The organism is Limnobacter sp. SAORIC-580 (assembly GCF_013004065.1).
In the GTDB taxonomy this organism is placed as follows: Bacteria; Pseudomonadota; Gammaproteobacteria; order Burkholderiales; family Burkholderiaceae_B; genus Limnobacter; species Limnobacter profundi.
The window spans coordinates 996,887-1,011,187 of record NZ_CP053084.1; the positions used below are offsets into that span (position 1 = coordinate 996,887).

General features: G+C 54.1%; 15 protein-coding genes. 2 read left to right on the plus strand and 13 right to left on the minus strand.

The window, feature by feature from the left end; all coding sequences use genetic code 11:
• Window positions 1-18: 18 nt before the first annotated feature.
• From HKT17_RS04725 to fliF, 6 genes are read right to left on the minus strand one after another with little or no spacing between them, the layout of a single operon-like run.
• A complete protein-coding gene (locus tag HKT17_RS04725) occupies window positions 19-1,512 on the minus strand; it encodes a flagellar hook-length control protein FliK (RefSeq protein ID WP_171098233.1) in 1,494 nt (497 codons plus the stop codon).
• Window positions 1,509-1,958 carry a flagellar export protein FliJ gene (gene fliJ, locus HKT17_RS04730; protein ID WP_171098235.1) on the minus strand — a complete coding sequence of 150 codons (450 nt, stop codon included), beginning with the start codon at window positions 1,956-1,958 and terminating at the stop codon, window positions 1,509-1,511. Before fliJ ends, HKT17_RS04725 begins: the two co-directional genes overlap by 4 nt.
• Before the next feature lie 15 nt (window positions 1,959-1,973).
• Window positions 1,974-3,380 (minus strand): flagellar protein export ATPase FliI, encoded by a 1,407-nt coding sequence (gene fliI / locus HKT17_RS04735; RefSeq protein WP_171098237.1) that lies wholly within the window; start codon window positions 3,378-3,380, stop codon window positions 1,974-1,976.
• The gene (locus HKT17_RS04740; RefSeq protein WP_171098239.1) at window positions 3,381-4,118 is read right to left on the minus strand and encodes a FliH/SctL family protein; all 738 of its coding nucleotides are present in this window, start codon (window positions 4,116-4,118) and stop codon (window positions 3,381-3,383) included.
• Window positions 4,105-5,106, minus strand: a complete 1,002-nt coding sequence (gene fliG / locus HKT17_RS04745; protein WP_171098241.1) for a flagellar motor switch protein FliG — start codon at window positions 5,104-5,106, stop codon at window positions 4,105-4,107. The genes HKT17_RS04740 and fliG overlap by 14 nt, the downstream gene beginning before the upstream one ends.
• A gap of 36 nt (window positions 5,107-5,142) precedes the next feature.
• On the minus strand, window positions 5,143-6,870 hold the full coding sequence (gene fliF / locus HKT17_RS04750; protein ID WP_171098243.1) for a flagellar basal-body MS-ring/collar protein FliF: 1,728 nt from the start codon (window positions 6,868-6,870) through the stop codon (window positions 5,143-5,145).
• Window positions 6,871-7,094: 224 nt separating this feature from the next.
• Here fliF and fliE point away from each other — a divergent pair, with 224 nt between their 5' ends.
• Together fliE and HKT17_RS04760 are read left to right on the plus strand one after the other, a co-directional pair.
• Window positions 7,095-7,418: a flagellar hook-basal body complex protein FliE gene (gene fliE, locus HKT17_RS04755; protein WP_008252509.1), complete on the plus strand. Its 324-nt coding sequence runs from the start codon at window positions 7,095-7,097 to the stop codon at window positions 7,416-7,418.
• A gap of 82 nt (window positions 7,419-7,500) precedes the next feature.
• Entirely contained in the window at window positions 7,501-9,039 is a 1,539-nt protein-coding gene (locus HKT17_RS04760; protein ID WP_171098245.1) for a helicase HerA-like domain-containing protein, read from the plus strand.
• A gap of 13 nt (window positions 9,040-9,052) precedes the next feature.
• Here the strand turns inward: HKT17_RS04760 and HKT17_RS04765 are convergent, their stop codons facing one another.
• The 7 genes from HKT17_RS04765 to HKT17_RS04795 all read right to left on the minus strand — a co-directional run bounded on the left by HKT17_RS04765 (window position 9,053) and on the right by HKT17_RS04795 (window position 14,258).
• Window positions 9,053-9,808 (minus strand): flagellar brake protein, encoded by a 756-nt coding sequence (locus tag HKT17_RS04765; protein ID WP_171098247.1) that lies wholly within the window; start codon window positions 9,806-9,808, stop codon window positions 9,053-9,055.
• The gene (locus HKT17_RS04770) at window positions 9,805-10,092 is read right to left on the minus strand and encodes an EscU/YscU/HrcU family type III secretion system export apparatus switch protein (RefSeq protein ID WP_008252515.1); all 288 of its coding nucleotides are present in this window, start codon (window positions 10,090-10,092) and stop codon (window positions 9,805-9,807) included. Before HKT17_RS04770 ends, HKT17_RS04765 begins: the two co-directional genes overlap by 4 nt.
• Complete coding sequence (fliK, locus tag HKT17_RS04775) at window positions 10,082-11,347, minus strand: flagellar hook-length control protein FliK (RefSeq protein WP_171098249.1); 1,266 nt, start codon at window positions 11,345-11,347, stop codon at window positions 10,082-10,084. Before fliK ends, HKT17_RS04770 begins: the two co-directional genes overlap by 11 nt.
• A 30-nt stretch (window positions 11,348-11,377) precedes the next feature.
• Entirely contained in the window at window positions 11,378-11,725 is a 348-nt protein-coding gene (locus HKT17_RS04780) for a flagellar protein FliT (protein ID WP_008252519.1), read from the minus strand.
• Window positions 11,726-11,750: 25 nt separating this feature from the next.
• A complete protein-coding gene (fliS, locus tag HKT17_RS04785; RefSeq protein WP_171098251.1) occupies window positions 11,751-12,143 on the minus strand; it encodes a flagellar export chaperone FliS in 393 nt (130 codons plus the stop codon).
• Between the two features lie 98 nt (window positions 12,144-12,241).
• A complete protein-coding gene (fliD, locus tag HKT17_RS04790; RefSeq protein ID WP_008252523.1) occupies window positions 12,242-13,891 on the minus strand; it encodes a flagellar filament capping protein FliD in 1,650 nt (549 codons plus the stop codon).
• Window positions 13,892-13,913: 22 nt separating this feature from the next.
• On the minus strand, window positions 13,914-14,258 hold the full coding sequence (locus tag HKT17_RS04795) for a flagellar protein FlaG (RefSeq protein WP_171098253.1): 345 nt from the start codon (window positions 14,256-14,258) through the stop codon (window positions 13,914-13,916).
• Window positions 14,259-14,301: the final 43 nt, after the last annotated feature.

The window sequence follows — 14,301 nt, forward strand, 5'->3', positions numbered from 1 at the left end:
TCGTCAGGCCTGAGTGGGTCAGGCAAACAGGTCGAGCTTGCCCTCTGGAGTTCTGGCGGTGGTGGTGTTGGTGGGTGTGCCCGATTCTGTCTGGGAATTGTCACCGCCAGCTGCGTGCTGTCCATTGCCCTGGCCCTGGTTCCGGTTTTGATCAAACTGAGCCTGGCCGTTGTTGGCCTGGCCTTGTGGTGTGGGGGCGTTGCCGTGCTGAATTTGCACTTGGTTCAATTGCAGGCCATTCTGGGCCAGTACTTCTTTCAATCCGCCAAGAGCTTGGGTCAACAGGTTGGCCGAGGCTTCGTCTTGTGTTCGAATGACCAACTGAACTTGCTGGCCTTTTTGCACCAGACGCATGTTCATGGGACCAAAACTTTCCGGGTTCACTCGAATGTCGACTGTGGACAGGTTTTTGCCGATGGCCCATTGCACGGTCTGTCCAAGTTCTTTGGCAAAGCCGGGTTGACTGACCGGTGTTTTGATCAGGGCCTGTTGCGCACTGCCTGCTGTGCCAGTCAGGCCGTTGGTGCCTGCGGTGATGCCTGTGGCCGTGCCAGTTGATTGCAGGTTGCCCGCAGCCAGAATTTTCTGGCCAACTTTCAAACCTTCTTCTCCAAAACCCTCACCCATGGCTTGCGCCTGCTGAACGATTTGCTGCGTTATTTGTGGGGCCACTTGCTGGTTCAATTGCTGGTTCAGTTGCACCTGTACGGCATTGCCCACATTGCCAGGACCATTGCCTTGGGCAGTATCAGCACGCATTTGAACCGTGCTGTTGGCAATTGTGGCGTCAGCTTTCAACTGGGCGGTGGTTTTAAGGTCAGGCCGTGCTTTGTCTGCACCAGCCAGTTCATTGCCGGTAGTTTGTTCTGGTTTTGTTGGATTAATCACCTGCGCCACGGGCTCCCCATCGGCGGCACTGTTCAATGCCAACTCAGTGGTGGTGGGTTTTGTATCCAGCGCCGTACCGCTGTTTGCCGGGTTTGTGGTGTTGCCAGGCAATGCCACTTTCGCGGTCTGTTCTGTATCGTTGTCTGCGTTTTTTTCTGGTGTTTGCTGCGCGCCACGAGCATTTGCCTGGCTGTTCTCGCTGCTTGTTGATGCGTTGGCTGAATCAGTGGGTGCCGTGTTGTCAGGTGCAACAGCCTGTTTTGCAGCTTCGGTATCTTTGGTATCTTTAATCACTTCGTTTGCAGCAACTGGTGTGGCTTGCTGCACCGGTGCAGTTTGCATCCAGTTGCGCTGCGCCCACACAGCCGCTTGGGCTGCCTGGGCGGCCTCGGCGTTGGCCGTGCTTTCGTTGTTCTTTTTGGGTTTGCTCTGTTGGTACAAACTTTCCCGCAATTGGCTTTCAATGCTGTTGAGCTGGGCTGTAGGTGCCGATTGGCCCAATGCTGAACTGAACAGCTCAGTAAAATTCAATTGAGACTCTTGCTGACCTTGCTTGGGCTTGTTGCCCGCCGCAGGGGTTTGCACTTTGTTGACATTGTTCATGGCTTGGGTACTCGTGTTCATGAGGGCTCCCCAGCGGTGTGAACCCGGTAAATGCGTGCGGCAAATTCATCGTTCATTTTTTGGTCGCGCTTGTTTTCAAGTTTGGCCTGTTTGAGTTTTTCACGTTCCACCAAGGCTTCAAATTTGCGCTGCTCGGCCAGTGCCTCTTGCCATTGCGTGCGCTGGTGGGCCAGCGTGGTGTTCAGAAATTCAATTTCGCGGCTTTGTTGTTCGATCGCTTGGGCAATTTTGCCGACAAAGGCCAACTGGTTGCGCAGTTGTTGCCCTGTCATGCCGGTGCTTGCCTTGTTGTGCATGCCGCCCTCGCATTCGTCGCGGTAGGTTTGCAGCATGTTCAATTTGTCCTGGCCTTGAACCAGTTTTTGCTGGGTGTTGGCCATGCCTCTGGCCAGGTTGTCGGCCTTTTCGCTGGCCTGTTCAATCAGGATTTGCAGCACATTGCTCATGGGCATCCAAGCGGTTTAGTGTTTGTCGTTTTTAAATTCGTTCGGAAATAGCGATTGAAGGCCTGCGAGCGCTTCATCGAAACTTGCACTCTCTAACATTGACTGTTGCAGCAGGTTTTCAATCTTTGGATAAAGGGCCAAAGAATGGTCCAATTGTGGATCTGCCCCCGGAGAGTAAGCGCCCACGGTGATCAGGTCACGGTTGCGCTGCACCTTTGAGAAGGCGGCCTTCAGGCCACGGGCTGCATTCAGGTGGCCTGCAGGCACAATGTTGTGCATGGCCCGTGAAATGGATTGTTCAATGTCAATGGCAGGGTAGTGACCGCTTTCAGCCAGTTGTCGAGAAAGTACAATGTGGCCATCCAGAATGGCGCGAGCCGAATCAGCGATAGGGTCTTGCTGGTCATCGCCTTCAGTAAGTACGGTATAAAACGCAGTAATTGAACCGCCCCCTTTTCGGCCATTGCCAGCCCGTTCAACGAGCGTGGGCAGTTTGGCAAACACGCTGGGCGGGTAGCCTTTGGTGGCAGGGGGTTCGCCAATCGCCAAGGCGATTTCACGTTGTGCCATGGCATAGCGGGTCAGCGAATCCATGATCATCAGCACGTTGTGCCCCTGGTCACGAAAATGCTCGGCCACAATCTGGGTGTAGGCTGCGCCTTGCATGCGAAGCAGGGGGCTGACGTCGGCGGGGGCAGCAATCACCACGCTGCGTTTCAGGCCTTCTTCACCCAGAATCTGCTCAATGAATTCTTTCACTTCGCGGCCACGTTCGCCGATCAGGCCAACCACCACACGGTCGGCTTTGGTGTAGCGGGCCATCATGCCCAGCAACACGGATTTACCCACACCGGAGCCGGCCATTAAGCCGATTCGTTGGCCTCGGCCCACGGTGAGCAATGCATTGATTGCACGCACGCCCACATCCATTGGTTCGGTGATGGGTTCGCGTTCAAGCGGGTTGATAGGGCGTGCCGCCAAGGGGCTGCGTTTTTCAAATTTCAGTTCACCCAGGGTGTCCAGTGGGCGGCCATTGCTGTCTACTACTCGGCCCAGCAGGCTGTCGCCCACGGGGAGGTGTTTGGTTTTGTCCTCGGGCCTGCGCCAGGGGTGGGCCTTCACACCCAGCTTGGGTGCGATGGGTGGGGGCTCTTGTGCAATCACTTTTGCGCCGGGTGTCATGCCGTGCACATCGGTGGCGGGCATCAAAAACAGCTTGTCGCCATTAAAGCCCACCACTTCGGCTTCCAAAGGTGGAGCTCCTTTTTGCACCACAGTGCACACACTGCCCACCGGCAGTTTCAAGCCCACGGCTTCCATCACCAAACCGGCCACGCGGGTCAGTTTGCCCGTGGCCACTTGGGGCTGGCTGTGTTCAACCAGAAATTTGCATTCGTCAATCCAATCCAGCAGGTCAGCCATTTACTCGGTGTCCTCTGGGCTTAATGGGTTATTGCGGCCCAGGGCTTCAATGGCCCGCAGCCAGCGGGTTTGAAGTGTTGCGTCCACTTCGCCCTCCGGGTGCTGTAGCAAAAAACCACCTTGCAGTTGTTTCTGGTCTTCGATCATGCGCAGATTCCCCAGCATTTGCTGATCGCCAAACTGGGCTTCAAGCACGCGAATGGTGTTGGGGTGTGCACGCAGGGTGACCGCTTTGCTGTGCAACTGCATGCTTTCCAAAACCTGGTTCAACAATTCGGCGGCCTGTTCAGGATGAAGGGCAAGGGTGTCGCCAATCACTTTTTTGCTGACCAACACAGCCAGGTCAAGCAGTTTTTCTGACAACTCGCTTTTAAAGCGTTCGAATTCCGCTTCCATGGTGCTGGCAGCTTGCACCAACACCACACGTTCGTTGTGTGCGGCATTCCAGCCCGCTTCATAGCCCAGCTGCTGGCCACGTTCCTCAGCCTGTTTCAGGGTGTCTTTTTCAAGTTCTTCCAGCTGTTTCTCGCGCCGGGCCAGTGCCTGCTCCCATTCTTTCAAACGCAGTTCCTCTGCGGTGGGGGCAGGTGGTGGGGTGCTGCTTTCCGCTTGATGCCGGTTGATTTCCGCCATCATTCGGTCGACCGGGTTTTCATAGCGCGAGCCAATCAGCTCAACCGACCAGTTCGGCAATTCCGCGGCATCCAGTCCGCGAATAATTCGGTTAGACGAACGCATCTTCACCGCCTCCACCCAGCACTACTTCGCCGGCATCGGCCAGTTTTCTGGCTACTTTCAGTACATCCTTCTGCGCCGCTTCCACTTCGGACAGGCGAACCGGACCACGACTTTCCAGATCGTCGCGCAGGGCTTCTGCCGCGCGGCTTGACATGTTTTTGAACACCTTTTCGCGAATCGCTTCGTCCGCACCTTTCAGCGCGATGACCAGCAGATCGGTTTGTACATCGCGCAAAATGCTCTGCATGCCGCGGTCGTCGATGTCGAGCAGGTTGTCAAAGGTGAACATTTCATCCTGAATACGCTGGCTGAGTTCGTTGTCGTATTCGCGAATGGTGTCCAGCACGTTTTTCTCTGAAGTGGTACCCACGAAGTTCAAGATTTCAGCAGCAGCACGCACTCCACCCAGGGTGGTTTTCTTCAGTTTGTCGCCACCGGCCAGCACTTTGGACAGCACATCATTCAATTCAAGCAAGGCATTCGGTTGAATGCCATCAATCGTGGCTATTCGCAGCACCACGTCGCTGCGAAGGCGCTCTACAAAAAGGTTTAGAATTGCTGCGGCAAAGTCGCGTTCCAGGTGAACCAGAATGGTGGCAATAATTTGCGGGTGTTCATTTTTAATCAATTCAGCCACAGTACCCGGGTCCATCCACTTCAGGCCTTCAATGCCAGAGGTGTCGCTGCCCTGCAAAATACGGTCCAGCAGAAAACCAGCCTTGTCTTCACCCAGTGCACGTGTCAGCACACTTCGAATGTAGGCATCTGAATCAAGGCCCAAAGCACTTTGGCTTTGCGCAATTTGAACCACTTCGCCTGCAATTTCTTCGATGCGGTCGATGGGCACGTCTTTGGTTTTCGACATTTGTTGACCCAGCTTTTGGACTTCTTTGGGGCCTAGGTATTTGAATACTTCTGCGGCCTCTTCTTCGCCCAAGCTAAGCATCAGGATTGCGCCTTTTTGAATGCCAAGTTCGCTTTCTGCCATGGTGTTGATTCCTCGTGGTGCTTTGTCAGGCAGGCCTTAGCCGTTCTGTGTTTCGCCGTTGACCCAGTTTTTTACGATGCTCGCCACAATCTGTGGGTGTTCTTTGGCCAATTGGCGCAGTTTTTCCATTTTTTCCTGGCGATTCATGCCGGGCAGGGTGCCTTCGCGTTGAAGTTGCTCAAGCAACTCTGCGTCGTTGTCGCCACCCACCTGGTTGGCCAGAAGTGGCATGCGTTGCCCGGGCAGCAGTTCAGGTCCTTCGTCGAACAAATCGACTTCGGCTGGTTTCATCATGGGGCGCAGTACACCAAACACCAGAATGGCGGCGATCAGTGCAACGCCAATTGGCATACCCAGTGATTTCGCCAGGTCCATGGTTTCCTGCTGGGCCCACATGGGGATGGTTTCTTCTTCCACTTTGGTGAAGGCCTGGTTCACCACATTCACGGCGTCACCGCGTTGTTCGTCAAAACCAATCGCTTGCTTCACCAGGCTGTCCAGTTGGGTGATTTCCTCGGGTGTCAGGGGCACCTGACGTGTTTCACCTTTCGGATCGGTGATTGTTTTGTAATTCACCACCACAGCGGCGGACAAGCGTTCAATTTTGCCCACTTGTGATTTGGTGTACTGCACCGATTTGTCCACTTCATAATTGACGGTGGAGTCTTTGCGGGTGCTGCTGTTGGTTTGTGTCGGTGTATTGTTGCCACCGTTTGCGCCGTTGGCCAAGGCCTGTTGCGGGTTTTGGCCAATGTTGGCCGCTGCCTCTCCCGGTGGAGTGTTGGCCATGACACCTGGTACGCCTTGCGGGTTGGCATTGCTGCTGCCGTCGTTGGACTCGCTGATTTGTTGGCTTCGAATGGTGGCTTGTGTTGCATCACCATTGGGTTTGTAAATTTCATCGGTGCGCTCAGACGTGGAGTAATCCATGTTGGCGGTTACGGTGGCACGGACGTTTTCGCTGCCGAACACGGGGCTGAGAATATCAACAATGCGGCTGGTCAGGCTTTGTTCAATCTGGTTGGTGTAGGCCAGCTGCGTGGGGTTCAGGCCGCTTTCCAGTTGTGTCTTGCCTGTGAGCAGGCGACCAGATTGGTCAACAATGCTGACGTCTTCCGGGTTCATGCCGGGCAGGCTGGAGGCCACCAAATGCACGATGCCGTTGATTTGAGGCTCAGACAGTGTGCGGCTACCAAACAGGTTCAGCACAATGGATGCGCTGGGCGTTTGCTTTTCACGGATAAAAATGGATGGCTTGGGAATGGCCAAATGCACACGGGCGCTTTGCACCGCTGAAATGGATTGAATGGAGCGAACCAGCTCACCTTCCAGTGCACGCTGATAATTCACTTGTTCCTGAAATTGGGTAATGCCCAGCTTCTGGTTGTCCATGGCTTCAAAGCCGCTCACACTGCCTTTTGGTAGGCCTTGGCTGGCAAGGGCCAGCCGTGTGTCGTACACCTTCTCCGAGGGCACTAGAATCGCGGTGCCAGCGGTATTGAATTCATAAGGCACTTTCATCTGGGTCAGTGCTTCAACAATGGCTCCACCGTCCTGGTCGTTCAGGCCGCTGAACAGCACGCGGTAACTGGTCTGGTTGGCCCACATCAGCAGAGAGGCGACCACCGCGATCAGCAATGGCACGCCGATCAGGATACCCATTTTGTTTTTCTGGGGCAGTTTTGCGAAACGTTGCTGCATATTGGTGATCGGGTTGTTGCCAACCGGGCCGATCACTTCGGGGCTGCTAAGAACTTCTGCCATGGAATACCTGCATGTGGGTTGAATATTGTTCTACCCATGCATTGTGCGTGCTGGGGTGCGCAAGCAATTCAATAAAAAGGGGGCCTTAACGGCACCTATTTCAAAAACTTGAGGGTGGTGTTTAAAAAATAAGGGGGGTTTTACCCCTTGTTTGTGGCAATGGCTTGCCCCGCTTGCCTGTACAAAGAGAGGGTATAAACAAAAATTCCGCGTTGGAGTGTTTCATGATCGACAAAATGGGGGCCGTGAGTGGCCTGTTAAGCAGTGCGGTAACGGATGCCATCAAAAGCCCGTCGCTGACCAGCAAGCCACAGGCACTTGACCAGGCCTCGTTTGCCGATGCGATTGCCAAGGCTTTGGAAAGCGCGAGCCTGTCGGCTGACAAGGCTGCTGACCTGGGCAAGCGTTTGCAGATGGATGACCCCACTGCCTCGGTTGAGGAAACCGTGATCGCCATGAATACTTCGTCGCTGCAATTTACAGCGGTGGTTCAGGCCCGAAACAAAATTCTTCAGGCCTACAACGACATCATGAACATGCCTGTGTAATGTTTTGAAGTCGTTCTGAATTCCAGACAGGCTGTGGCACAATCCAGTTCATTGACCCCATTGAAGAACTGGAGCCCAGCCCATGATTGCACCTTTCCCGATTGCCCGAGACAACCGAGCCGAAACCGCAACCGACCTCTTTATGTTGCCTCAGTTGGCGAACCGGCATGGTTTGATCACAGGCGCAACCGGCACGGGTAAGACTGTCACTTTGCAGGTATTGGCTGAAGCTTTTTCACGAATGGGCACGCCCGTGTTCATGGCCGATGTGAAAGGCGACTTGACCGGTATTTCCCAGCCCGGGAAAACTTCTCCGAAATTTGAAGAGCGTCTGAAAATGACTGGCATTCCTGTGCCGGAATTTGCAGGCAGCCCGGTGACTTTGTGGGATGTGTTTGGTGAACAAGGCCACCCGGTGCGTGCCACCATCTCCGATATGGGCCCTTTGTTGTTGGGCCGTTTGCTGGGTTTGAACGACACGCAAGAAGGCGTGTTGAACCTGGTGTTTAAAATTGCGGACGACAACGGCATGCTGTTGCTGGATTTGAAAGACCTGCGCGCCATGTTGCAGTACGTGGGTGAAAACGCCAAGCAGTTCACCACCGAGTACGGCAATATTTCTTCGGCTTCGGTGGGCGCCATTCAGCGTGGCCTGCTGGCTCTGGAGGGGCAGGGGGCTGACAAGTTTTTCGGTGAGCCCATGTTGAACATGGATGACCTGATGCAAACTGACTCAAACGGCAAGGGCATCATCAACATTCTGGCGGCCAACCAGCTGATGAATTCGCCAAAGTTGTATGCCACCTTCCTGTTGTGGTTGTTGTCTGAACTGTTTGAGAATCTTCCCGAAGTAGGCGATGTCGAGAAACCCAAAATGGTGTTTTTCTTTGATGAGGCGCACTTGCTGTTTACTGATGCACCCAAACCCCTGATTGAAAAAGTCGAGCTGGTGGTTCGCCTGATTCGTTCCAAAGGTGTGGGTGTTTATTTCGTAACCCAGAATCCGCTGGATGTTCCTGATTCGGTGTTGGGGCAGCTCGGTAATCGCGTTCAGCATGCCTTGCGGGCCTTCACCCCGCGCGACCAGAAAGCGGTGAAAGTGGCGGCTGAAACCATGCGCCCAAATGCTGGTTTGGACATTGAAGCTGCCATTACTGAGTTGGGTGTGGGTGAAGCCTTGGTCAGTTTTCTTGATCCCAAAGGCACGCCAAGCCCCACATGTCGCGCCTGGGTGTATCCACCTGCCAGCAAGTTTGGCCCGGCCAGTCCCGAGCAATGCAAGGAATTGATTGCGAATTCATTGGTTGCGGGTGTGTACGAAAAAACCGTAGACCGTGAATCGGCATTCGAAATGTTGAAGGCGCGCACCGAGCAGGCGATGGCTGCGCAGGATGCTGCAGAAACACCTGCTGCAAAAGGCACTCAAACCGCTGAGGAAAAAAGCACTTTGAGTGGCTTGGGCGATATGTTGTTTGGCACCAGCGGAGCAGGTGGGCGCAAACGCCAAAGTGTTGCAGAAACCATGGCAAAAAGCGCGGCACGCAGCATCGGCTCACAAGTGGGTCGCGAGTTAATGCGCGGCATTCTCGGTTCTTTGCTGGGTGGCAGCAAGCGCCGCTGAAATTGTGCTTGCCTTAGTCTATTGAGTGCAGATTGGCGCGTTGTCTGCGTTCTGTGGCCAGCAAAAAGCGCTGCAGGCGGCGTTCAGAACCCCGCTCCAGGGTTTTCATCTCGCACCCAAGTTGAACCATTTCAGGGTGATCTGCCATGGGTTTGATATTTCGCACCACCAATTCGACCAACATGCTGCCTTCGCCGTCGGGCAAGGTCAGGCGAACGTCCGGAATGATTTCTCCAGCCTGATGAAGGCTGGGTGATGTTTGCAACGACAAACCGCAACCCGCAAGGCTGATGTCGATCAGGCTGATCGGGCTACTCACTGAGGGAATTTCAAGTTTGACCTGCGAGTTCAATTCCTCATCGGCCATAACCCGGAAGTAATTTCGCCGTTGCAGGCGAACAATGGTTTTGGGTATGGCAATGCGCAAGGCATCGGCCCCTTGGTATTGGCTTTGCAAAATACCCACACCCGCAAACTGCACTTTGACGCCATCGGGAAAGCTCACCATTACATAGGATGTTGAGGCATTGCAATTGCTGCTCAACGCTTTTTCATAGGGCGTGCCCAGCCACATCAAGCCACTGCTCCAATCGATGCTCAGTATTTCGGTGACAAATTGGGTGTGATCAGATTGCAGATAAACGTAAAGTTCGTGCTCGTCCTCATCGATGGTGGTGAGTAGTTTGCGCAGGGTGGGCACTGCACTCAAACTGAATTCCTCAAGCAGCTTTTGATCGCGTTCAGGCGCAATACTTGTGTTGTGACTCATGACTTCCCCTCTGTACTGAATTCTTTGTTTTCTATTTGATACACCCAGGCCAGCAATTCCGCAATCGCCTGATACAGGCCAGGTGGAATTTGTTGGTCCAGGTCGACATTCATCAGCAACGAGACCAGCTCGCGGCTTTCATGAACAAACACCCCAGACTCCTTGGCTTTCTGGATGATTTGTTCGGCAATCAAGCCTTGACCTTTGGCCACTACCTTTGGCGCGCCAGAGTGTTCAAGGTAAGCCAGAGCTACGGCTTGTTGGGGGCTTAGTTTATTCGCCAATTTCAAACCCCGTGGGCACCATGAACTGGCCATGAACCAGCTTCAATCCCTTGTCATCCATGGCTTGCCGAAAGCTTTGCCAATGCGGGTCGATGGCTTGTTTGCTGCGCGCCGGTCCGGTAATTTGTACATCACATTGTGAACCTACCATGCGCACTCGAACATTCAGTTCACCCAAATGAGCCATGTCCAGTTTCAGGCGTGCAACCCAGGGGCGTGCGGCTTCTTCATTGTTTTGCTTGTCCTGTTCGGAGGGTTCTTCCTGATCGGGTTCGATGTCGATTTGCACCGGGTGGCCCAACAGGCCACTGAGCGCCAATGAAATGCGGTTGTTGTCCAGCGCAGCCAGTTGAGCGGTCACCAGTTTCACCGATTGTTCAACTGCAGCGGGGTTCAAACCTTTCTCGGAAATCACCTGCTCTTGCCCGAAACGGGCTTGGGGCTCTTTCGCAATTTGATCGGTGCTGCGTTGCCCATTGGCCCATTGCTGCAAGTGCGATTCATAGAACAAACCGCTGTTTTCCACGGCTGCACTAACCTGTTTGGCCAACACGCCAGCAAGGCTGTTGTTCAGGTTGCTCAATGTGTTCACATTCTGGGTTTGCTGTGCCTGGCTTTGAGGTGTGGTTTGCGCCACGGCGCGGGTATTGGGCGTTGTATTGTCGGGGTCAGTCAGCAAGACGCCGGGCAGGTTGGTTTGTGTTTGAAACTGGGTGCTCAATTGCTTCAGGCTGGTCATCACCGAAGTGGAAACTTGCGTGGGTGCCCCTTGCCCCAAGCGCTCAAGAAGTCCAATCAGCCGTGCGGTGCCCGAAAGCCGGTCCACGAAACTGGGAGAATCCTGTGCCTCGCCATCGTCGACACTGACTGGAAGCGTGGTGAGCAGGTTGCGGGCATCGGCTATCTTTTTACCGCCGCTGGCACCACCTGCGGACAAATCATCGCCTTTGCCGGACAGTGCAAAGGCGACTGTGACCATTTCGCCCGCCGTGAGCTGTCGCCCAGGGGGCAATTTAACCTGAATATTCTGGCCCGCAAACTCAAGTTCAGCTTCATTGCCAGGCCCGCCTTTCACCACACGCACCAAAGCGGTTTGCCCGGCAAGCTGTTGGGCCTGTGGCAGCGGGAGTTGGCGGGTCAGTATGGCAACAACGGGCGCAATTTCGCCTTTGCCCGAGGAAACGCGATCGCCCGGATTGGATTGAAGTACGGAGTTGACGTTGGGTGGAGCTGATTTAACCGGGGTTAATGCCATGTCTCACACCCGTTGCTTTAGCGCAATGGCTTAGTTGGATCCGTAAGAGTTGCTGAGTTTCTGCGAGTTGTTGGCTGCGCGAAGAAATTCTTCCAACTGCTTAAGGCGGGGTTCGGTGATGTCACGAATGGCAGCATCGTCGGCCAGAATCTTTTTCAAATAGCCGATATGCTGACTGCGTTCCTTTTCATTCAATTCGGTTTGTTGTGCTTCCTTGATGGCCTGGAGCTCGTGGATCAGCCTTGAGCACTGTTCTTCAGCAGCACACAACTCATCCCAATTGCCAGCCTTGGCCGAATCAAGCATTACTTGGCTTTGATTCGCTATGGCGGCGTACAGCTTCATGATTGCACCGTTGTTGTCTGTCGCGAAGATCATGGTCGAGAGCGGTCCTAAGTCGTTGTTATGATTTGGTGGCGGTCTGGCCGATTTCCAGCCAGGCAGTACGCAGGTCATCCAGCAAATCGATGCAGGTGTCCATGCGTTCCGGATTGTTTTGGGCGTTGGCCAAAATCAGTTCTTTGCCAATGTAGTCGTACAGGGAAAGCAGTTGCTGAGCCAGTGCACCGCCAGCGTTCACGTCGAGTGAGGCGGTAAGGCCGTCTTTGATGATGCGCAGGGCCTTGTCCACCGATTTTGTTTTCATCTCGATGTTTTGCATTTCAAGGTAAATTTTGGCCTTGCGAATGGCCTCGATGGCCCCTTCGTAAAGCATCACAATGAGGCCGTGGGGTGAGGCACTGTTGATGCCTGTTTCCAGTCCTACTTGTGCGTATGCTTTTGCGCCGTACATCATGGTGCGTTCACTTGGTGATTTGTCTTAAACAAATAGTAGGGCTTGTTCCCCCTGTTTGATCTGACTAAAAACAGGGGTTTTAGGGCACAGTTCTGCGCTTACCGTTGTTGAGCCAGAGCGGCAAGCTGTTGGCTCAAATAGGAGCTGGTCTGCTGCATGCTGGCCAGCATGGAGTCCAGCGCGGAGAATTGGGCGCGGTATCGCTTTTCAACCTGCTCCAGTCGCAGGTTGAGCCTGTCTTCCTGGTCGTCCAGACGAGATTTTCTGCTGGTCAGTCCGTCGGTTCTCGACACCAGCGTTCCGCCTTCATCAGTCAGGCTGCCGATCCAGTCGCTCAGTCGCTCGGCCAGGCCTTTGCTGAAGGTGATCGTGCCCATATTGCCACTGGCTCCCTGAACCACCGAAAACTGCAGGCCCTCGCTGGGATCGCCTGTGGCACCCGTTAAGGTATTGCCCACTCCTGTGCCTGCCACACCGTTGATGGTGCCGGCGATAGTATTGCTGCCATCGTAAGCGGTGCTCACATTGACCGCAAAAGTACCCTCTTGGGTCATGTTGTTGGCACCCAGATACTTCACGCGCGCATCGGTGGTGGTTGCTGTGTTGGCAAAAACCTTCTCGAGAATGGAAGGGTCGGCTGCGACTGCGGTGTCCAGCTTGGTTTTGTTCAGTGACAACACGCCGTCTTTGTCAAAACTCAAGCCAATATCGCTCAAACCGATGCCGTATTGGGCGACCTGTTCGCGCAGAATATTGCGAAGTCCCCGTTCAAGGGTGGACGGTGTGGTTTCACGTGACAGGGTGGCGTCTTTCTGTTGCTGGTCTTTCAGGTTGCCGCGTATTTTGTTGTACGCAGTCACAAACCCGTCCAGTGTGGTCTTCAATGCGGTGTCGTCCAGGCCCACTTCCAGATTGACAGGCGATGTGGTCTGCGCTTTCAGGTTCAGCGTCAGACCAGCCACTGCGTCTGTCACGGTGTTGCTGGCTTTGCTCACTGGCAAATTATTGATGGTGAAGTTGGCGTTTTGTGCCACTTGCAGGGTGTCGGCATTTTTGCCGGCACCCACCGCAGCGGTGGGATCATAAGCCAATCGGGAAAGCCCGGTGGTGTCGGTGTTGTTGCCATCGGCATCGGTTACTTCGAGCTTGAAACCGTTGACTGCACCGGTTTCCTTGCTGGTCAGCACCAGGCGCGAGCCTGCTCCGTCGTTCACAATAGATGCAGTAACGCCGGCATCTGAATCATTGATGGCCTGTTTGATGCCGTCCAGTGTTTGTTGCCCTGTGCCAATGTTGATCGTGACTGGGGTTTTGTCAGCATTGTTGGTGAAGGTGTTGGTGCCGGAATCGTAGCTGCCCAAGGTGATCGTCAGGCTGCCTGTGCCCACGGTGGTGTCTGCGGTGGCTACGCCTTGCGCAGCTACACTTTGGGCCTTGGCCAGCTGGCTGACCTCAATGCTGTAGCTGCCTTTTGCGCCGGCTGCACTGGCGCTGGCTGATACAATTTTTTCGTCGCTTGATGTGGCCTTCAAGGGATTCAGGTTGTTCAAGCTGCTGAGTTTGTCCGCGGCAGCTTTCAGGTCTGCAAACGAATTTTTGATAATGCCGTAAATCGAAATCTTGGTGTTGATCGCTGTGCGTTCCTGACTCACCTTGGTCAGTGGGATGCGTTCAGCCGCCATCAAGGAGCTGATGATGCCCTCAATGTCCAGTCCTGAACCAATGCCTGCAGATGAGATTCCTACCATGATTTATTCCCCTTGTTGCGTTCTAGGCCTCGCGAGACATTAGAACGCCTTGCATTTTCTCGATGGCTTTTGCGATTTTCAGCATTTCAACCGATGGAATTTGTTTCAACACTTCCTGGGTTTCCCGGTCCACGATTTGAACAATCGGCTTGCCGTTGTCGGTGTCGACCAGAAACTTCAAATTCGACTGGTTGCTCGTCAATGCGGCATTCGCTTTCTGAACCACCTCAAGTACTTCACTCACGCTCAGTTCGGCTTTTTCGCCCAGCAAAGGCCTCGCTACCACACCGGGTGCGGGTTTTGTGTTGCTGGCATCCTGCGGTTTTTGCAGGGCAGTTGCATAATCAGCCATGTTTGAAATGTTCATTTTCGCCACCTTCCGAATTCTAAGCGGGCAAGACAAGCCCCCA

Bases quoted from the DNA above. Each gene is read 5' to 3' on its own strand.
- HKT17_RS04725 (WP_171098233.1), bottom strand. From the start codon at position 1,512: ATGAACACGAGTACCCAAGCCATGAACAATGTCAACAAAGTGCAAACC.
- fliJ (WP_171098235.1), bottom strand. From the start codon at position 1,958: ATGAGCAATGTGCTGCAAATCCTGATTGAACAGGCCAGCGAAAAGGCC.
- fliI (WP_171098237.1), bottom strand. From the start codon at position 3,380: ATGGCTGACCTGCTGGATTGGATTGACGAATGCAAATTTCTGGTTGAA.
- HKT17_RS04740 (WP_171098239.1), bottom strand. From the start codon at position 4,118: ATGCGTTCGTCTAACCGAATTATTCGCGGACTGGATGCCGCGGAATTG.
- fliG (WP_171098241.1), bottom strand. From the start codon at position 5,106: ATGGCAGAAAGCGAACTTGGCATTCAAAAAGGCGCAATCCTGATGCTT.
- fliF (WP_171098243.1), bottom strand. From the start codon at position 6,870: ATGGCAGAAGTTCTTAGCAGCCCCGAAGTGATCGGCCCGGTTGGCAAC.
- fliE (WP_008252509.1), top strand. From the start codon at position 7,095: ATGATCGACAAAATGGGGGCCGTGAGTGGCCTGTTAAGCAGTGCGGTA.
- HKT17_RS04760 (WP_171098245.1), top strand. From the start codon at position 7,501: ATGATTGCACCTTTCCCGATTGCCCGAGACAACCGAGCCGAAACCGCA.
- HKT17_RS04765 (WP_171098247.1), bottom strand. From the start codon at position 9,808: ATGAGTCACAACACAAGTATTGCGCCTGAACGCGATCAAAAGCTGCTT.
- fliK (WP_171098249.1), bottom strand. From the start codon at position 11,347: ATGGCATTAACCCCGGTTAAATCAGCTCCACCCAACGTCAACTCCGTA.
- HKT17_RS04780 (WP_008252519.1), bottom strand. From the start codon at position 11,725: ATGATCTTCGCGACAGACAACAACGGTGCAATCATGAAGCTGTACGCC.
- fliS (WP_171098251.1), bottom strand. From the start codon at position 12,143: ATGATGTACGGCGCAAAAGCATACGCACAAGTAGGACTGGAAACAGGC.
- fliD (WP_008252523.1), bottom strand. From the start codon at position 13,891: ATGGTAGGAATCTCATCTGCAGGCATTGGTTCAGGACTGGACATTGAG.
- HKT17_RS04795 (WP_171098253.1), bottom strand. From the start codon at position 14,258: ATGAACATTTCAAACATGGCTGATTATGCAACTGCCCTGCAAAAACCG.